1 protein-coding gene is annotated in these 21413 nt (G+C 71.9%); it reads left to right on the top strand.

Annotated elements, in window-relative coordinates; genetic code table 11:
• Window positions 1–48 precede the first annotated feature (48 nt).
• On the top strand, window positions 49–21228 hold the full coding sequence (locus ACLJWH_RS26525; RefSeq protein WP_411144264.1) for a type I polyketide synthase: 21180 nt from the start codon (window positions 49–51) through the stop codon (window positions 21226–21228).
• Window positions 21229–21413 lie beyond the last annotated feature (185 nt).

The raw sequence follows: 21413 nt of genomic DNA, 5'->3' as shown, positions 1-21413 counted from the left end.
GAACGCGGCGGACCGAACGAGATCTACGGAAGAGATCCGGGGAGAACGATGAGCACGTCCACCAACCAGTACGTCGAAGCGCTGCGCTCGTCGCTGAAGGAGATCGAGCGGCTGCGCCAACAGAACCAGCAGTTGGTGGCGGCGGCCGTGGAACCCATCGCGGTCGTCGGGATCGGCTGCCGGTTCCCGGGCGGCGTCACCTCCCCGGAGGACCTGTGGGACCTGGTCGCCGAGGGCCGGGACGTGATCGGGGACTTCCCCACCGACCGGGGCTGGGACCTCGACCGCCTCGCGGGCGACGGACCCGGCCGCAGCCTCGCCCAGGTGGGCGGCTTCGTGCACGACGCCGCCCACTTCGACCCCGGGTTCTTCGGGATCTCCCCGCGCGAGGCCGTCGCGATGGACCCGCAGCAGCGCCTGCTGCTGGAGGTGGCCTGGGAGGCGCTGGAGCGCGCGGGCATCGACCCGGCGACGCTGCGCGGCAGCCAGGCCGGCGTGTTCGTCGGCACCACCGGCCAGGACTACGGCGAGGTCATCACGGCCTCCGCCGAGGACGCCGAGGTCTACGCCACCACCGGGCACGCCGCCAGCGTCATCTCCGGACGGCTCTCCTACACCCTCGGCTGCGAAGGCCCCGCCGTCACCGTCGACACCGGATGCTCCTCGTCGCTGGTCGCCATGCACTGGGCGGTCCAGGCCCTGCGGGGCGGCGAATGCTCGCTCGCACTGGCCGGCGGCGCCTCCGTCATGGCGACGCCCGGCCCCTTCGTCTCCTTCACCTCGCAGAGCGGACTGGCCGCGGACGGCCGCTGCAAGCCGTTCTCCGACGCCGCGGACGGCACGGGCTGGGCCGAGGGCGCGGGCCTCCTCGTCCTGGAGCGGCTCTCCGACGCACAGCGCAACGGGCACCCCGTGCTCGCCGTACTGCGCGGCAGCGCCGTCAACCAGGACGGCGCCTCCAACGGCCTCACCGCCCCCAACGGCCCCTCCCAGCAGCGCGTGATCCGCGCCGCACTGGAGAGCGCCCACCTGGCACCGGCCGACGTGGACGCGGTCGAGGCGCACGGTACGGGGACGACGCTGGGCGACCCGATCGAGGCGCAGGCGCTGCTGGCCACGTACGGCCAGGATCGCGAACGTCCGCTGTGGCTGGGCTCCGTCAAGTCCAACATCGGGCACGCGCAGGCCGCCTCGGGCGCCGCCGGCGTGATCAAGATGATCATGGCGATCCGGCGCGGTGTGCTGCCCCGCACCCTGCACGCCGCCGAGCCGTCGACGAACGTCGACTGGTCGGCCGGTGCCGTGCGGCTGCTCCACGAGCCCGTCGACTGGCCCGAATCGGGCCGCGCCCGGCGCGGCGGTGTGTCGTCGTTCGGGATCAGCGGCACCAATGCCCACGTCATCCTGGAACAGGCCCCACCGCAGGCCGCCGCCGAGGACGCGCCCGCGGACGTACGGCCGGCGGTCCTGCCGTGGGCCGTGTCGGGCCGGACCGCGGCAGCCCTGGACGCGCAGTGCGACCGCCTCCTGTCCCACCTGCACGACCACCCCGGCCTCGGGCCCGTGGACGTCGGGTTCTCGCTCGCCGCGGGACGCTCCGCCTTCGAGCACCGCGCGGTGTTCCTCGCCGACGACAGCGGGCAGCCCCCGCGCGAGATCGCCCGGGGCACCGCCGGCGAGGGCCCCCTGGCCGTACTCTTCTCGGGCCAGGGCTCCCAACGTCTCGGCATGGGACGTGAACTCGCCGCACGGTTCCCGGAGTTCGCCCGCCACCTCGACACCGTCACCGCCGAACTGGACCCCCACCTGGACCGGCCGCTGCGGGAGGTCATGTGGGGTGCGGACGCGGAGGCGCTGGGCGAGACCGGCTGGACGCAGCCGGCGTTGTTCGCGGTTGAGGTGGCGTTGTTCCGTCTGGTGGAGTCGCTGGGTGTGCGGCCGGATTTCGTGGGCGGGCATTCGATCGGTGAGATCGCGGCGGCTCATGTGGCGGGGGTGTTCTCGCTTCCGGATGCCTGTCGGCTGGTCGCCGCGCGGGCGCGGCTGATGCAGGCGCTGCCGGGTGGCGGCGCGATGGTGGCGGTGGGTGCGGCGGAGGACGAGGTCCGTCCGCTGCTGGACGGCCGGGTGTCGGTGGCGGCGGTCAACGGTCCGTCGTCGGTGGTGATCGCTGGCGCCGAGGACGCGGTGCTGGAGATCGCCGGCCGGCTGGCGGAACAGGGCCGCAAGACCAGCCGGCTGCGGGTCTCGCACGCCTTCCACTCACCGCTGATGGACCCGATGCTGGACGACTTCCGGCACATCGCCGAGAGCATCGCCTACCACGCACCGCGCATCCCGGTGATCTCCAACCTGACCGGCGAACCGGCCCCGAGCGCGGAGCTGTGCTCCGCCGGCTACTGGGTCCGCCACGTCCGCGAACCGGTCCGCTTCGCCGACGGCGTCCGCGCGCTCACCACCCGCGGTGTCACCACCTTCCTCGAACTGGGCCCGGACGGCGTGCTCTCCGCCATGGCCCAGGAATCGCTGCCGGACACCGCCGCGATCGTGCCGCTGCTGCGCAAGGACCGCCCCGAAGAACTCGCGGCCGTCACCGCCCTCGCGCGCATCCACGTCCGCGGCACCACCGTGCGGTGGGCGGACGTGTACGCGGGCACCGGCGCCCGCCGGGTTGACCTGCCCACCTATCCGTTCCAGAACCAGCGCTTCTGGCCGGCGGGCACCGCCGCGCACACCGGCGGTATCGCCGCCGCCGGACTGGGCCCGGCCGGTCACCCGCTGCTCGGGGCGGCCGTCGAACTGGCCGACGGCGAGGGCCTGCTCTTCACCAGCAGACTGTCCGCCACCACCCACCCCTGGCTCGCCGACCACGGCGTACAGGGCCGCATCCTGCTGCCGGGCACGGCCTTCGTCGAGCTGGCGATCCGCGCGGGCGACGAAACCGGCTGCGACCGCGTCGAGGAGCTGACCCTCGCCGCCCCTCTGGTGCTGCCGGAGCGCGGTGCCGTACAGATGCAGGTACGGGTCGGCGCCGCCGACGACGCGGGCCGCCGCACGCTCGGCGTGTACTCGCGGCCCGAGGCGGCGGCCTCCGGCGACCCCGCCGACGCCCCCTGGCACCAGCACGCCACCGGTGTGCTCGCACCGCGCACCGCCGCGACCGCCACCGACCCCGGCTTCGACGCCGCGGTATGGCCGCCGCCGGGCGCTGCGGCGGTGGACCTCGACGGCTGCTACGACCGGCTCGCCGGGCTCGGCTTCGACTACGGACCGGTCTTCCGCGGCCTGCGAGCCGTCTGGCTCCGCGGCGACGACGTCTTCGCGGAAGTGGCACTGCCGGAACAGGCCGAGGCGACAGCCACCGCGTACGGTCTGCACCCCGCGCTGCTGGACGCCGCACAGCACGCCGCGGCCTACGCCGACCTCGGCGCGATCAGCCGCGGCGGACTGCCCTTCGCGTGGGAGGGCGTGACACTCTTCGCCTCCGGCGCGTCCGTGGTACGCGCCCGGCTGTCCCGCGCCGGGGACGACACCGTCTCCATCGCTGTCGCCGACACCGCCGGCGGGCTCGTCGCCTCGGTGGACTCCCTCGTCTCGCGGCCGCTGCGCGAGGAACAGCTGACCGGTGCCGGAGCCATGCCACGGGACGCCCTGTTCCGCGTCGCGTGGACAGCGCTCCCCGACGGCACGGCGGCCGGCCCCGGACCCGTGGCAGTGGTGGGCCCGGACGTCTTCGGCCTGGCCGAGGCGGTACGGGCCGACGGCGCCGAGGTGACCGTCCACCCGGACCTGGCGGCGCTGGCGACGGCGGACGGCCCGGTGCCCCGCGTGGTCCTGACGGCCGCGACGGGCGCCACCGAGCACGCTGACGCGAACGACGCGAGCGCCGTCGTGGCCTCGGCACACACCGTCGGCACCCGCGTACTGGACCAGGTACAGCAGTGGCTGGCCGAGGAACGGTTCGCCGACGCCCGCCTGACCTTCGTCACCCGCGGCGCGCTGGACGGCCAGGACCTGGCGGCGGCGCCGGTCCACGGCCTCGTCCGGTCGGCCCGGACGGAGAACCCGGGCCGGTTCGGCCTCCTCGACCTGGAACCCGACCCCGCCGCCCCGCTGCCGACCCGCCCGTTCCTCGCCGCCACCGCCGACGAGACCGACCTCGCCGTGCGGAGCGGCGAGCTGCGGGCCGCCCGCCTGACGCGCGTCCCGGCCCCCCGGGACCACGACCGGACGACGCCCTGGGACGCCGAGGGCACGGTCCTGATCACCGGCGGCACCGGCGGCCTCGGCCGCGTCCTGGCCCGGCACCTGGCGGCCACGCACGGCGTACGGCACCTGCTGCTGGTCAGCCGCCGCGGACGCGCCGCCGAAGGCACGGACCAACTCATCGCGGAACTCGCCGAGTTGGGCGCCACGGCCACGGTTGCCGCCTGCGATGTCACCCACCGCGCCGACCTGGCGGACCTGCTGGCCGGCGTACCGGCCGGCCATCCGCTGACCGCCGTCATCCACACCGCGGGTGTCGTGGACGACGGTGTCATCGGCTCGCTGACCCCCGAGCGGCTGGCCGCCGTGCTCCGGCCCAAGGCCGACGCGGCATGGCTCCTGCACGAACTGACCCGCGACCTCGAACTGTCCGCGTTCGTCATGTTCTCCTCCGTGGCCGCCACCCTCGGCAGCGCGGGCCAGGCCAACTACGCGGCGGGCAACGCCTTCCTCGACGCCCTCGCCGAGCACCGCCGGCGCGCCGGACTGCCGGGCCTCGCACTGGCCTGGGGTCCCTGGACGCGGGACGTCGGCATGACCGGCTCGCTCACCGACATCGACGTGGAACGCATCGCCCGCGCCGGTATGCCGCCCCTCTCGGTCGAGCAGGGCGTGGCGCTCTTCGACGCGGCGCTGGCCACCGGTGAGCCCGCGGTCGCACCCGTACGGCTCGACCTGCCGGCACTCCGCGCCCAGGGCGAGATCGCCCCGCTGTTCCGCGGCCTCATCCGCACCCCGCACCGGCGCGCGGCGGCCACCCTGTCGAGGACCGCCGACGGCCTCACCCAGCGCCTGGCCGGCCTGAACGATGCCGAACGCCGCGCGGCCCTGCTCGACCTGGTCCGTGGCCAGGTGGCCCAGGTGCTGGGTCACACCGGCGCCGGAGAGGTCGAGGCGGCCCGCCAGTTCCAGGACCTGGGCTTCGACTCCCTCACCGCGGTCGAGCTGCGCAACGGCCTGAACACGGTGACGGGGCTGCGACTGCCCGCCACCATGGTCTTCGACTACCCGACGCCGAACGCCCTCGCGGACCATCTGCGCGATGAACTGCTGGGTACCGAGACCAAGTTGGCGCCACCCGTCCCGGAAACCGGCTCGCTGCCGGAGATCGCCGACGACCCGATCGTGATCGTCGGCATGGCCTGCCGCTACCCGGGCGGCGTCCGTTCACCGGAAGACCTGTGGCACCTCGTCACCGAGGGCGCCGACGCCATCTCGGACTTCCCGGCCAACCGCGGCTGGGACCTCGACGGCCTCTACGACCCGGACCCCGACCGCCCCGGCAGGACCCATGTCCGCACGGGCGGGTTCCTGCACGATGCGGGTGAGTTCGATCCGGAGTTCTTCGGGATGAGTCCGCGGGAGGCGCTGGCGACGGATGCGCAGCAGCGGTTGCTGCTGGAGACGTCGTGGGAGGCGATCGAGCGGGCCGGTATCGACCCGGTCTCGCTGCGCGGCAGCCGGACCGGTGTCTTCGCCGGTGTCATGTACAACGACTACGGCACCGCCCTCACAGGCGAGGAGTACGAAGCCTTCCGCGGCAACGGCAGCGCACCGAGCGTCGCCTCGGGCCGCGTGTCGTACACCCTCGGGCTCGAAGGCCCGGCGGTGACGGTGGATACGGCGTGTTCGTCGTCGTTGGTGGCGATGCATTGGGCGGCTCAGGCGTTGCGGGCGGGTGAGTGCTCGTTGGCGTTGGCGGGTGGTGTGACGGTGATGTCGACGCCGAGTACGTTTGTGGAGTTTTCGCGGCAGCGTGGTCTGTCGCCGGATGGTCGGTGCAAGGCGTTTTCGGATGCGGCGGATGGTGTCGGCTGGTCCGAGGGTGTGGGCATTCTGGTCCTGGAGCGGCTCTCCGACGCGCGGCGCAATGGCCATCAGGTGCTGGCTGTACTGCGTGGCAGCGCGGTCAATCAGGACGGTGCGTCGAACGGTCTTACGGCGCCGAACGGTCCGTCGCAGCAGCGGGTTATTCGTCAGGCCCTGGCCAGTGGCGGTCTGTCCGCGGAGGACGTGGATGCGGTGGAGGCGCACGGTACGGGGACGACGCTGGGCGATCCGATCGAGGCCCAGGCGCTGTTGGCGACGTACGGCCGGGACCGGGACGCGGACCGGCCGTTGCTGCTCGGCTCGGTGAAGTCCAACATCGGCCACACCCAGGCGGCTGCGGGTGTGGCGGGTGTGATGAAGATGGTGTTGGCGTTGCGGTTTGGGGTGTTGCCGCGGACGTTGCATGTGGGGGTGCCGTCGTCGCATGTGGATTGGTCGGCGGGTGCGGTGGAGTTGTTGTCGGAGGCTGTGGAGTGGCCTGTGTCGGGGCGGGTGCGGCGTGCGGGGGTGTCGTCGTTCGGGATCAGTGGGACGAATGCGCATGTGATTGTGGAGCAGCCGCCGGTGGTGGATGCGGTGGTGCAGTCGTCGGTGGTGGACGGTGTGGTGGAGTTGCCGGCTGTGGCGCGGGAGGTGGTGGTGCCGTGGGTGGTTTCCGGTCGGTCGGTGGAGGCGGTGCGGGCGCAGGCGGGGCGGTTGTTGGGGTATGTGGAGTCGTTGCCGGATTTGCGGCCGGTGGATGTGGGGTTGTCGTTGGCGACCGGCCGTACGGGCTTTGCGCATCGTGCGGTGGTGCTGGCAAGTGAGCGCGCCGATGTGACGCGGGCGTTGGGGGCGCTGGCGGCCGGTGAATCCGATGGTGCGTTGGTGTCGGGTTCGGTGGTGGGTGGTAAGTCGGCGGTGTTGTTCTCGGGTCAGGGCAGTCAGCGGCTTGGTATGGGGCGGGAGTTGTCCGAGCGGTTCCCGGTGTTCGCCGAGGCCCTGGATGCTGTCATCGCCGAGTTGGATCCTCTTCTGGGCCGGTCGTTGCGTGAGGTCATGTGGGGTGCGGACGCGGAGGCGCTGGGCGAGACGGGGTGGACGCAGCCGGCGTTGTTCGCGGTGGAGGTGGCGTTGTTCCGTCTGGTGGAGTCGTGGGGTGTGCGGCCTGACTTCGTGGGTGGGCATTCGATCGGTGAGATCGCGGCGGCTCATGTGGCGGGGGTGTTCTCGCTTGCGGATGCATGCCGGTTGGTGGTGGCTCGGGCTGGGCTGATGCAGGCGTTGCCGGGTGGTGGGGCGATGGTGGCGGTGCGGGCGTCCGAGGCTGAGGTGGCGCCGTTGTTGGGTGAGGGGGTTTCCATTGCGGCGGTGAATGGGCCGTCGTCGGTGGTGGTTTCGGGTGTTGAGGGTGCGGTTGGCGATGTGGCGGAGCGGTTGGTGGGGGAGGGGCGCAAGGTTTCTCGGTTGTCGGTGAGTCATGCGTTCCATTCGCCATTGATGGATCCGATGTTGGACGAATTCCGTGCGGTGGTGGAGGGGTTGTCCTTTGCCGTTCCGTCGGTTCCGGTGGTGTCGAATCTGACGGGTGGTGTGGCGGATGCTGAGGAGTTGTGTGCGCCGGAGTATTGGGTGCGGCATGTCCGGGAGGCGGTGCGGTTCGCCGACGGGGTGCGGACGCTGGCTGAGCAGGGGGTGAATACCTTCCTGGAGCTGGGTCCCGATGGGGTGCTGTCGGCCATGGCTCAGGAGTCGTTGCCGGAGACGGCCGTCACCGTGCCCGTCCTGCGCAAGAACCGGCCCGAGGAACTGGCGGCCGTCGGCGCGCTCGCGCAACTCCATGTGAACGGCGCGGCCGTGATCGACTGGTCGGAGTTCTTCGCCGGTACGGGCGCGTCCCGGGTGGACCTGCCGACGTACGCGTTCCAGCACCAGTGGTTCTGGCCGACCGGTCAGCGGGGCGCAGCGGGCGATGTGCGTGCGGCAGGGCTGGGCTCGGCCGAGCACCCGCTGTTGGGTGCAGCCGTCGAACTGGCCCAGGGTGAGGGGGTGTTGTTCACGGGGCGGTTGTCGGTGCAGTCGCATCCGTGGTTGGTGGATCATGCGGTGTTGGGGCGGGTGTTGTTGCCGGGTACGGCGTTTGTGGAGTTGGCGCTGCGGGCCGGTGATGAGGTCGGTTGTGACCTGGTGGAGGAGTTGACGCTGGCGGCGCCGTTGGTGTTGCCGGAGCGTGGTGCGGTCCAGGTGCAGGTGCGTGTGGGTGATGCGGATGACGCCGGCCGTCGTACGGTCACGGTTCACTCCCGGCTTGCGGACGCCGATGCGGGGTCGTGGACTGAGCATGCTTCTGGTGTGCTGACCGTGGCTCCCGAGCGGGCGGCTGACGTTGGTTTCGATGCTGGGGTGTGGCCGCCGACGGGTGCTGTGGCGGTGGATGTTGAGGGTTGCTATGAGCGGTTTGTGGAGCGGGGCTTCGGTTATGGGCCGGTGTTCCGGGGGTTGCGGGCGGTGTGGCGGCGTGGTGGTGAGGTGTTTGCTGAGGTGAGTTTGCCGGAGGGTGTGGAGGTGGCGGGGTTCGGGTTGCATCCGGCCTTGTTGGATTCTGCGTTGCATGCGGCGTTGGTTGTTGGTGATGGGGGTGGGTTGCCGTTCTCGTGGGAGGGTGTGCGGTTGCGTGCGACGGGGGCGTCGTCGTTGCGGGTGCGGTTGGTGGTGTCGGGTGAGGGTGCGGTGTCGGTTGCGGTGGCGGATGCGGCTGGTGAGCTGGTGGCGACGGTGGATTCGCTGCTGGCGCGCGCGGTCTCGGCGGAACAGCTGAGCGGCGTGGATGGTGCGGGTGGTGTGGTGCGCGATGCGTTGTTCGGTGTGGACTGGGTGCCGGTGCCCGCCGCCGACGCGATGACGGGTCCGGTGGCGGTGCTGGGTTCCGTGGTTCCTGTGGGCGTTGAGGCTGACAGGTATGCGGACATGGCAGCGGTGGCGGCTGCGGGGGTCCCGGGTGTGGTGCTCGCGCATATGGCCGGTGAGCAGGGCGCCGATGTCGTGGAGTCGGCCCATGAACTGACCGGCCGGGCGCTGCGGTTGATGCAGGAGTGGTTGGCGGATGAGCGGTGTGCCGACTCCCGCCTGGTGTTCGTCACCCGTGGTGCCGTGGGTGGCGCGGATGTGGCCGCTGCGTCGGTGTGGGGCCTGGTGCGCTCCGCGCAGACGGAACACCCCGGCGTCTTCGGCCTCATCGACCTCGATCCGGACGCCGACGCCGACACCGACGCCTCGTCCGAATCGCTGTTGCCGCAAGCCCTTGCTGTGGCCGAACCGCAGCTGGTGATCCGTGAGGGTGCCCTCCGTGCCGGGCGGCTGGCCCGTAGGGCGGTCAGCGGACCGGGCCCCGTCTGGGATGCCGAAGGCACGGTCCTGATCACCGGCGGCGCCGGCGGGCTGGGCAGCGTTCTGGCCCGGCACCTGGTGGCGGAGCACGGCGTGCGGCGGCTGCTGCTGGCCGGCCGACGAGGTGCGGACGCACCCGGAGCGGCCGACCTCGTGGCGGAACTGGCCGGGCAGGGCGCCGAGGTGGCGCTCGCGGCATGCGATCTCGCCGACCGTGCCGCGGTGGCCAGGCTGCTGGCGGGCGTACCGGCGGACCATCCGCTGACCGCCGTCGTCCACACCGCCGGTGTCCTCGACGACGGTGTCATCGGCTCGCTCACGCCCGAGCGGCTGGCCACCGTACTGCGGCCGAAGGCCGACGCGGCATGGCATCTGCACGAACTCACCCGGGACCTGGACCTGTCCGCCTTCGTGCTCTTCTCCTCCGCCGCCGGCACCTTCGGCAGCGCGGGACAGGGCAACTACGCGGCGGGGAACGCCTTCCTGGACGCCCTCGCCGCACATCGGCGAGCCGAGGGACGGCCGGGCGTGTCGCTGGCCTGGGGACCCTGGGCCCAGCAGGCGGGCATGACCAGCGGGCTGGACGACCGGGATCTGCGCCGGGCCGAGACCGCGGGCATGCCGCTGCTGTCGGTGGAGCAGGGCGTGGCGCTCTTCGACGCGGCGCTGGCCACCGGTGAGCCGGCGGTCGCACCCGTACGGCTCGACCTGCCGGCACTCCGCGCCCAGGGTGAGATCGCTCCGCTGCTGCGGGGCCTGGTCCGCACCCGGTCCCGCCGCCAGGCGGTGGCGGGCGCGGACACCGGACTGACGCAGCAGCTGAGCCGGCTGGAGCGCGCGGACCGGCGTGCGGCCCTGCTCGATCTCGTACGGGGGCAGGCCGCCCTCGTACTGGGCCACACCGGCGGCGACAGTGTCGATCCGGTGCGGGCATTCCGGGACCTGGGCTTCGATTCGCTGACCGCCGTGGAACTGCGGAACCGGCTGAACGCCACGACAGGGCTCCGGCTGCCGGCCACCATGATCTTCGACCATCCGACCCTGACGGCGCTGGCGGACCACCTTCTCGACGAACTGTTCGGCGCCGAGACCGCCGAGACCGAGACCCCGGCACCTCCGCTGCCGGCGCTCGCCGACGACCCGATCGTGATCGTCGGCATGGCCTGCCGTTACCCGGGCGGGGTCCGTTCGCCGGAAGACCTGTGGCGCGTCGTCACGGAAGGCGCCGACGTCATCTCGGACTTCCCGGTCAACCGTGGCTGGGACGTGGACGCGCTCTTCGACCCCGATCCGGACCACTCGGGTACGTCCACCACACGGCGGGGCGGGTTCCTGCACGACGCGGGTGCGTTCGATCCGGAGTTCTTCGGGATGAGTCCGCGGGAGGCGCTGGCGACGGACGCACAGCAGCGGTTGCTGCTGGAGACCTCCTGGGAGGCGATCGAACAGGCCGGTATCGACCCGGCCTCCCTGCGCGACAGCCAGACCGGTGTCTTCACCGGCGTCATGTACAGCGACTACGCCACCACCCTCCACGGCAAGGAGTTCGAAGGCTTCCAGGGCCAGGGCAGCGCGCTCAGCGTCGCCTCGGGCCGGGTCGCGTACACCTTCGGCTTCGAAGGCCCGGCGGTGACGGTGGATACGGCGTGTTCGTCGTCGTTGGTGGCGATGCATTGGGCGGCTCAGGCGTTGCGGGCGGGTGAGTGCTCGTTGGCGTTGGCGGGTGGTGTGACGGTGATGTCGACGCCGAGTACGTTTGTGGAGTTTTCGCGGCAGCGTGGTCTGTCGCCGGATGGTCGGTGCAAGGCGTTCTCGGATGCGGCGGATGGTGTCGGCTGGTCCGAGGGTGTGGGCATTCTGGTCCTGGAGCGGCTTTCCGACGCGCGGCGCAACGGTCACGACATCCTGGCCGTGCTGCGGGGCTCGGCCGTCAATCAGGACGGTGCGTCGAACGGTCTTACGGCGCCGAACGGTCCGTCGCAGCAGCGGGTTATTCGTCAGGCCCTGGCCAGTGGCGGTCTGTCCGCGGAGGACGTGGATGCGGTGGAGGCGCACGGTACGGGGACGACGCTGGGCGATCCGATCGAGGCCCAGGCGCTGTTGGCGACGTATGGGCAGTCCCGCGATCCGGAACGGCCGCTGTGGCTGGGCACGATCAAGTCCAACATTGGTCATGCGCAGGCGGCTGCGGGTGTGGCGGGTGTGATGAAGATGGTGTTGGCGTTGCGGTTTGGGGTGTTGCCGCGGACGTTGCATGTGGGGGTGCCGTCGTCGCATGTGGATTGGTCGGCGGGTGCGGTGGAGTTGTTGTCGGAGGCTGTGGGGTGGCCTGTGTCGGGGCGGGTGCGGCGTGCGGGGGTGTCGTCGTTCGGGATCAGTGGGACGAATGCGCATGTGATTGTGGAGCAGCCGCCGGTGGTGGATGCGGTGGTGCAGTCGTCGGTGGTGGATGGTCCGGGTCGGGTGGGGCCTGTGGGTGTGGTGCCGTGGGTGGTTTCCGGTCGGTCGGTGGAGGCGGTGCGGGCGCAGGCGGGGCGGTTGTTGGGGTATGTGGAGTCGTTGCCGGAGTTGCGGCCGGTGGATGTGGGGTTGTCGTTGGCGACGGGGCGTACGGGCTTTGCGCATCGTGCAGTGGTGGTGGCGGCTGAGCGCGCCGAGGCCGTAGGGGCCCTGGCGTCGTTGGAGGCCGGTGAGCTGGACACCGTGACGGTGACCGGTTCGGTGGTGGGTGGTAAGTCGGCGGTGTTGTTCTCGGGTCAGGGCAGTCAGCGGCTTGGTATGGGGCGGGAGTTGTCCGAGCGGTTCCCGGTGTTCGCCGAGGCCCTGGATGCTGTCACCGCCGAGTTGGACCCTCTTCTGGGCCGGTCGTTGCGGGAGGTCATGTGGGGTGCGGACGCGGAGGCGCTGGGCGAGACGGGGTGGACGCAGCCGGCCTTGTTCGCGGTCGAGGTGGCGCTGTTCCGTCTGGTGGAGTCGTGGGGCGTGCGGCCGGATTTCGTGGGTGGGCATTCGATCGGTGAGATCGCGGCGGCGCACGTGGCGGGGGTGTTCTCGCTTGCGGATGCCTGTCGGCTGGTCGCCGCGCGGGCGCGGCTGATGCAGGCGCTGCCCGGCGGCGGTGCGATGGTCGCGGTTCGGGCTACTGAAGCCGAGGTGATCCCGTTGCTGGTTGAGGGGGTCTCGGTGGCGGCGGTGAATGGGCCGTCGTCGGTGGTGGTTTCGGGTGTTGAGGGTGCGGTTGGCGATGTGGCGGAGCGGTTGGTGGGGGAGGGGCGTAAGGTTTCGCGGTTGTCGGTGAGTCACGCGTTCCATTCGCCATTGATGGATCCGATGTTGGACGAATTCCGTGCGGTGGTGGAGGGGTTGTCGTTCGCCGTTCCGTCGGTTCCGGTGGTGTCGAACCTGACCGGTGGTCTCGCCGATGCCGGGGAGTTGTGTGCGCCGGAGTATTGGGTGCGGCATGTCCGGGAGGCGGTGCGGTTCGCCGACGGGGTGCGGACGCTTGCTGAGCAGGGGGTGAATACCTTCCTGGAGCTGGGTCCCGATGGGGTGCTGTCAGCCATGGCTCAGGAGTCGTTGCCGGAGACGGCCGTCACCGTGCCCGTCCTGCGCAAGAACCGGCCCGAAGAGCACTCGGCCGTCACGGCACTCGCGCAGCTGCATGTGCGCGGCATCCCCGTCGACTGGACCGGATTCTTCGCCGAAACGGGCGCGCGGCGCGTGGCACTGCCGACATACGCCTTCCAGCACCAGTGGTTCTGGCCGGTGGGCGCGCCCTCCATCGCCGATGCCGCCGCCGTCGGGCTCACCTCCGTCGAACACCCGCTTCTGAACGGGTCTGTCGAACTAGCCGGAACTGAGGGGGTGTTGTTCACGGGGCGGTTGTCGGTGCAGTCGCATCCGTGGTTGGTGGATCATGTGGTGTTGGGGCGGGTGTTGTTGCCGGGTACGGCGTTTGTGGAGTTGGCGCTGCGGGCCGGTGATGAGGTCGGTTGTGATGTGGTGGAGGAGTTGACGCTGGCGGCGCCGTTGGTGTTGCCGGAGCGTGGTGCGGTGCAGGTGCAGGTGCGTGTGGGTGATGCGGATGACGCCGGCCGTCGTACGGTCACGATTCACTCCCGGCTTGCGGACGCCGATCAGCAGTCGTGGACTGAGCATGCTTCTGGTGTGCTGACCGTGGCTCCCGAGCGGGCGGCTGACGTTGGTTTCGATGCTGGGGTGTGGCCGCCGACGGGTGCCGAAGCGGTGGATGTTGAGGGTTGCTATGAGCGGTTTGTGGAGCGGGGCTTCGGTTATGGGCCGGTGTTCCGGGGGTTGCGGGCGGTGTGGCGGCGTGGTGGTGAGGTGTTTGCTGAGGTGAGTTTGCCGGAGGGTGTGGAGGTGGCGGGGTTCGGGTTGCATCCGGCCTTGTTGGATTCTGCGTTGCATGCGGCGTTGGTTGTTGGTGATGGGGGTGGGTTGCCGTTCTCGTGGGAGGGCGTGCGGTTGCGTGCGACCGGGGCGTCGTCGTTGCGGGTGCGGCTGGTGGAGTCGGGTGAGGGTGCGGTGTCGGTTGCGGTGGCGGATGCGGCTGGTGAGCTGGTCGCCACGGTGGATTCGCTGCTGGCGCGTGCGGTCTCGGCGGAACAGCTGAGCGGCGTGGATGGTGCGGGTGGTGTGGTGCGCGATGCGTTGTTCGGTGTGGACTGGGTGCCGGTGCCCGCCGCCGACGCGGTGACGGGCTCGGTGGCGGTGCTGGGATCGGATGTGTTCGGTCTGGCCGATGCCTTGCGGGGCTCGGGGGTCGAGGCCGTCACGGCGGCGGACGCGGTGCCGCTGGACGCTCCGGTGCCGGACACCGTCCTGGTGTCCGTGCAGGCGGCGCCGAGTGCGGAGGCTGTCGGCTCGGTGCACGCGCTTGTCTCGGGCGCGCTGGCCCGGGTACAGGAGTGGTTGGCGGACGAGCGGTGTGCCGACTCCCGTCTGGTGTTCGTCACCCGTGGTGCGGTGGGTGGTGAGGATCTGGCGGCGGCGTCGGTGTGGGGTCTGGTGCGCTCCGCGCAGTCAGAACATCCCGGTGTCTTCGGTCTGTTGGATCTGGAGTCCTCGGTGTCGGGGGAGTCCGTCGGGTTGTCGGGGTCGGTGTTGGTGCGGGCGTTGGCGGTGGATGAGCCGCAGCTGGTTGTGCGGGAGGGGGAGCTGCGGGCGGCGCGTCTGGTGCGTGCGGCTGTTGGTGAGCAGGCGGTGGCGCCCGTCTGGGGCGACGGCGATGGTGCGGTGCTGATCACGGGTGGTACGGGTGGTCTGGGTGCGGTGGTCGCGCGTCATTTGGTGACCGAGCATGATGTGCGGCGCCTGCTGCTCGTCAGTCGGCGGGGTGGTGAGAGTCCGGGCGCGGTTGGTCTGGTGGCGGAGCTGGCGGCTTGTGGTGCTGAGGCTCAGGTCGTGGCTTGTGATGTGGCGGACCGTGATGCTGTGGCTGGTCTGCTGGCCGGTCATGTGGTGTCGGCGGTGGTGCACGCGGCGGGTGTGCTTGATGACGGTGTTGTCGGGTCGATGACTGCTGAGCGGCTTGTGGGCGTGTTGCGGCCGAAGGTGGATGCGGCGTGGCATCTGCATGAGCTGACCCGTGATCTGGACCTGTCCGCCTTCGTGGTGTTCTCGTCGGTGGCGGGGACGTTCGGCGGTGCCGGCCAGGCGAACTATGCGGCGGGCAATGCCTTCCTGGACGCTTTGGTTCAGCGGCGTCGTGCTGAGGGTCTGCCGGGTGTGTCGCTGGCGTGGGGCCCCTGGGCCCAGGACACCGGAATGACCAGCGGTCTCTCCGAGGCCGATCTCGCCCGCATGGCCAAGTCCGGTATGCCCGCTCTCTCCGCCGCCCAGGGCACGCTCCTCTTCGACGCGGCGCTCACCACCGCGGAACCGCTCGTCCTGCCCGTACGGCTCGACCTCCAGGCCCTCCGCACGCAGGCGGGGACCGCGCTCCCCGCGTTGCTGCGCGGTCTGGTCCGGACCCGTGCGCGCCGGGCCGTGGCCACGGGATCGGCCGCGGCAGCCGGATTCGCGGAGCGGCTGGGCCGCATGGAACCGTCGGAACGGCGGACGACGCTGCTGGATCTGGTCCGCGGCCAGGTCGCGCAGGTGCTCGGGCACGACGGCGCCGACGGCGTCGACGTACACCGGCAGTTCCAGGACCTGGGCTTCGACTCCCTCACCGCGGTCGAACTGCGCAACCGGCTGACCAAGACGACCGGTCTGCGGCTGTCCGCCACACTCGTCTTCGACTACCCGACCGTGGCCGCGCTGGTGGCACACGTCGAGGAGGAACTCTTCGGTACCGAGCCCGAGGCCCGGACACCGGCGCCGAGCGTGCCGCCCACGGCCGACGATCCCATCGTGATCGTGGGGATGAGCTGCCGGTATCCCGGCGGGGTCCGTTCACCGGAAGACCTGTGGCAGCTGGTCACCGACGGTGCCGACGCGATCTCCGACTTCCCGGTCAACCGCGGCTGGGACGTGGACGCGCTCTTCCACCCGGATCCGGACCACTCGGGTACGTCCACCACACGACGGGGCGGGTTCCTGCACGACGCGGGTGAGTTCGATCCGGGCTTCTTCGGGATGAGTCCGCGGGAGGCGCTGGCGACGGACGCGCAGCAGCGGTTGCTGCTGGAGACGTCGTGGGAGGCGATCGAGCGGGCCGGTATCGACCCGGTCTCGCTGCGCGGCAGCCGGACCGGTGTCTTCGCCGGCGTCATGTACAACGACTACGGCACGGCGCTGGCCCGCAAGGAGTTCGAGGGGCACCAGGGCCAGGGCAGCGCCGGGAGCGTGGCCTCCGGCCGGGTGTCCTACACCTTCGGACTGGAAGGCCCGGCCGTCACGGTCGACACGGCCTGCTCGTCGTCCCTCGTCTCGCTGCACCTGGCCGCTCAGGCGCTGCGCGCCGGCGAGTGCTCGCTGGCGCTCGCCGGTGGTGTGACCGTCATGTCCACCCCGACCGCGTTCGTGGAGTTCTCCCGGCAGCGCGGCCTCTCCCCGGACGGGCGGTGCAAGGCGTTCTCCGACGCGGCCGACGGCGTCGGCTGGTCCGAGGGCGTCGGCATTCTCGTCCTGGAGCGGCTCTCCGACGCCCGGCGCAACGGCCACCGGGTACTGGCCGTGGTGCGTGGCAGCGCGGTCAATCAGGACGGTGCGTCGAACGGTCTGACCGCGCCCAACGGTCCCTCCCAGCAGCGTGTCATCCGTCAGGCCCTGGCCAGTGCCGGTCTGTCCGCGGAGGACGTGGATGCGGTGGAGGCGCACGGTACGGGGACGACGCTGGGCGATCCGATCGAGGCCCAGGCGCTGCTGGCGACGTACGGCCGCGACCGGGACGCGGACCGTCCGCTGCTGCTCGGCTCGGTGAAGTCCAACATCGGCCACACCCAGGCCGCCGCCGGCGTCGCCGGTGTCATCAAGATGGTGCTGGCCATGGTGCGCGGCACGCTGCCGCGCACCCTGCACGCGCAGGTGCCCTCGTCCCACGTGGACTGGGCGGCGGGCGCGGTGGAGCTGCTGGCGGCGAACACCCCCTGGCCGGCGGCCGGGCATCCGCGACGGGCCGGTGTGTCGTCCTTCGGGATCAGCGGGACGAACGCGCACGTGGTACTGGAGCAGGCCCCGCCGGCCGAGAAGCCGACCGAGACGCCTGCCGGGGCGGGGTCCGGGACGCCTGCCGGGCGGCCGCACGCCGTACCGGACGTCGTGCCGTGGGTGGTGTCGGCGAAGACCGACGCCGCGCTCGCTGCGCAGACGGACCGGCTGGCCTCCTTCGCGGCGGACCACCCCGAGGCGACACCCGCCGACCTCGGCTACTCCCTGGCGGCCGGCCGGTCGGTGTTCCCGCACCGTGCCGTCCTGCTGCCGTCGGAGCGGGGTGTCTCCGAACTGGCCCGTGGGGTGGCGGCGGACGCCGGTCCGCCGGCCGTGCTCTTCTCGGGTCAGGGATCGCAACGGCTGGGCATGGGACGGGAGTTGTACGGGCGCTTCCCGGTCTTCGCCGACGCCCTGGATGCCGTACTGGCAGAGCTCACCGCGGAGCCGGACGGCCGCCCGCTGCGCGAGGTGATGTGGGGCGACGACGCGGAGCTGCTCAGCCGCACGGGCTTCGCGCAGCCCGCACTGTTCGCGGTGGAAGTCGCCCTGTACCGGCTGGTCGAATCCCTCGGTGTCCGACCGGAGTTCGTGGGCGGCCATTCCATCGGCGAGGTGGCCGCCGCACATGTGGCGGGGGTGTTCTCGCTGGCGGACGCCTGCCGCCTCGTGACGGCGCGCGCCAACCTGATGCAGGCGCTGCCGCCGGGCGGGGCGATGGTGGCCGTGCAGGCCGCCGAGGCGGATGTCCTGCCGCTGCTCACCGGCCCCCTCGTCTCGGTGGCCGCGGTCAACGGTCCCGCCGCCGTGGTGATCTCCGGGGCGGAGGCCGCCGTGTCGGAGGCCGCCGCGCGGCTCGCGGCGGACGGCCGGAAGACGACCCGGCTGCGGGTCTCGCACGCCTTCCATTCGCCGCTGATGGACCCGATGCTGGACGACTTCCGCACCGTCGTCGAAGGGCTCACCTTCCACGAGCCGGTCATCACGGTCGTCTCCCATCTCACCGGCGGTCTGGCCGCGGCGGACGAACTCCGCTCGCCCGACTACTGGGTGCGGCACGTACGGGAGGCCGTCCGGTTCGCCGACGGGGTGCGCACCCTCGCCGAGCAGGGCGTCGGCGCGTTCCTGGAACTGGGTCCGGACGGTGTGCTCGCCGCCATGGCACGCGAGTCGCTGCCGGACGAGGCCGTCGTCGTACCCGCCCTCCGCAAGGACCGGCCCGAGGAACTGGCGGCCGTCGGCGCGCTCGCACAACTCCACGTACACGGTGCGGCCACGGTCGACTGGGCCGGTCTCTTCGCCGGTACGGGCGCGTCCCGGGTGGACGTGCCGACGTACGCGTTCCAGCGCCAGTGGTTCTGGCCGGCCGGACCCGTCGGCGGCACCGGCGACGTCCGCGCGGCGGGACTGGGCGCGGCCGGGCACCCGCTGCTGGGCGCGGCGGTTCCGCTGGCCGGGGGCGAGGGCGTGGTGTTCACCGGACGGCTGTCGGTACCGTCGCACCCGTGGCTGGCCGACCATGCGGTACTGGGCCACGTCCTGCTGCCGGGTACGGCCTTCGTGGAACTGGCGCTGCGGGCCGGCGACGAGGTCGGCTGCGACCGCATCGAGGACCTGACCCTGGCCGCCCCCTTGGTGCTGCCGGAACACGGCGCCGTACAGATGCAGATCTCGGTGGACGGCCCCGACGACGCGGGCCGCCGCACGGTCGGCGTCTACTCGCGGCCGGCGGGCGCCGGGGACGCGGAGACGCCCTGGACCCAGCACGCCCTGGGCACGCTCACCACCGGCACCCCGGCGCCCGGTACCGCGTTCGACGCGACCGCCTGGCCCCCGGCCGGCGCCGAGCCGCTGGACCTGGACGGCTGCTACGAGCGGTTCGCCGGGCTCGGCTTCGCGTACGGGCCGGTGTTCCGCGGACTGCGGACGGCCTGGGTGCGCGACGGCGAGATCTTCGCGGAGGTGAGCCTGCCGGAGGAGGCACGGGCCGCCGCGGGCGAGTTCGGACTGCACCCCGCGCTGCTCGACGCCGCGCTGCACGCCTCGCTGGTCACCGGCGCGGACGACGGCGGCGGACTGCCGTTCTCCTGGGAGGGCGTGTCGCTGCACGCGACCGGTGCCGCGGCGCTGCGGGTGCGCCTGGCCCCGGCGGGCCCGGACGCCCTGTCGATCGCCGTCGCCGACGCGGCCGGCCGGCCGGTGGCCTCGGTGGACTCGCTGGTCGTACGGGCCGTGTCGCGGGAGCAGCTGAGCGACCCGGCGCAGGCCGGCCGGGACGCGCTGTTCGGCGTGGACTGGGTGCCGGCCGGGCCCGGAACCGGGGAGACGGTCGCGGAACCGCCGGCACTGGTGGGCCCCGACACCCTGGGGCTCGCCGAGGCACTGGGCGTGCCCGTCGGCGTACACGCCGATCTGCCGTCGCTGGCGGCGGCCGAGGGCGCGGTGCCCGCGACGGTGGTGGTAGAGGTGACGGGCGGGACCGGCGCCGGAGTGCCGGAAGCGGCGCACGCCACGACCGCCGAGGTGCTGTCGCTGGTGCAGCAGTGGCTGGCGGAAGAGCGGTTCGCGGCGTCGCGGTTGGTGTTCGTGACGCGGGGTGCGGTGGCGGGTGACGATCTGGCGGCGGCGTCGGTGTGGGGCCTGGTGCGGTCCGCGCAGACGGAGAATCCGGGTTCGTTCGGTCTGGTCGATCTGGACGGGCACGCCTCGTCGGCGGCCGGCCTGGTTCGGGCGCTGGGGTCGGACGAGCCGCAGGTGGCGGTGCGGGATGGCGTGGTGCTCGCCGCGCGGCTGGGCCGGGTCACGGAAGCGGATACCGCGGTGGTGTGGGATCCGGAGGGCACCGTCGTGGTCACGGGCGGTACGGGTGGTCTGGGTGCGGTGGTGGCCCGGCATCTGGTGGTGGGACACGGGGTGCGTCATCTGTTGTTGTTGAGCCGTCGTGGTGCGGATGCGGAGGGTGCGGCGGAGCTCGTGACGGAGCTGGGTGATCTCGGCGCGCGGGTATCGGTGGTGGCGTGTGATGTGGCGGACCGGGGTGCGCTGGCCGGGGCGCTGGCGTCGGTGCCGGGTGGACATCCGGTACGGGCGGTGGTGCATACGGCGGGGGTGCTGGACGACGGTGTGGTCGGTTCGCTGACGCCGGATCGTCTGGCCAAGGTGTTGCGGCCGAAGGTCGATGCGGCGTGGCATCTGCATGAGCTGACCGGTGATCTGGATCTGTCCGCTTTCGTGGTGTTCTCGTCGGTGGCGGGGACGTTCGGTGGTGCGGGTCAGGCGAACTACGCGGCGGGAAATGCCTTCCTGGACGCTTTGGTCCAGCGGCGTCGTGCCGAGGGTCTGCCGGGTGTGTCGCTGGCGTGGGGTCCGTGGGCGCGGGGTGCGGGGATGACCGGCGGGCTGAGTGCGGGGGATCTGCACCGGCTGGCGGAGTCCGGTATGCCGGCGCTCTCGGTCGCCCAGGGTGTGGCGCTCTTCGACGCGGCCCTCGCCACCGCCGAACCGGTACTGCTGCCGGTCCGGCTGGACCTCCCGGCCCTCCGTGCCCAGGGTGAACCGCCCGCCCTGTTGCGCGGGTTGATCCGTACGGCCCCGCGCCGCGCCACCGCGTCCGGTCCGGAGCCGGCCGACGCGTTCACCCGGCGCCTGGCCGCGCTGGGCGGCGACGAACGCCGCGACGTCCTCCTGGAGCTGGTCCGCGACCAGGCATCCGCCGTACTGGGGCACACCGACGGGACGGCGATCGGCCGGACCAGTCAGTTCCAGGAGCTGGGCTTCGACTCCCTGACATCGGTGGAATTCCGCAACCGCCTCAACACGGCCACGGGCCTGCGCCTGCCGGCCACTCTGCTCTTCGACTACCCGACCCCCGCCGAACTCGTGGACCACCTCGTCGCCCGGCTCGCGACGGAGGAGGCGGGCACGGGCGCGGACTCGGTCCTCGGCGTCCTCGACCGGCTGGAGAAGGCGATGGCAGAAAGTGCCCTCGACGCACCGGCACACCAGCAGGTGGCCGGGCGGCTGGAGGTGCTCAGGAGCAAGTGGGCCGCCCTGCGGGGCGAGACCGCCGACGGAAACCGCGATTTCGACTTCGCGTCCGCGTCCGACAGCGACATGTTTGCTCTGCTGGACGACGAACTTGGCCTGAACTGAGGGGTGTTGGGGTAGGGGGACCGTACTCGAACGAAAGTCGGAGACGGACTCGGGAGGCGGCCGCAGACGACCCGAAAGGGTGAGTGCGGCCGCCTCCCGGGGCGGTCGGAACCGTCCGGAAGGTGCAACGGAAAACCGTTAACCAGGCGTTAACCAGGCGTCATTAGGCTGGCGGTCAACGGGTC

The organism is Streptomyces sp. x-80, assembly GCF_046549095.1.
Taxonomy (GTDB): Bacteria; Actinomycetota; Actinomycetes; order Streptomycetales; family Streptomycetaceae; genus Streptomyces; species Streptomyces celluloflavus.
The sequence above is the reverse complement of the archived record's forward strand: the minus strand, read 5'-3'. Positions and strand labels throughout refer to the sequence as shown.

What these genes read in the sequence shown, in the direction of transcription:
- ACLJWH_RS26525 (WP_411144264.1), top strand. Translation starts at nt 49, where the DNA reads ATGAGCACGTCCACCAACCAGTACGTCGAAGCGCTGCGCTCGTCGCTG.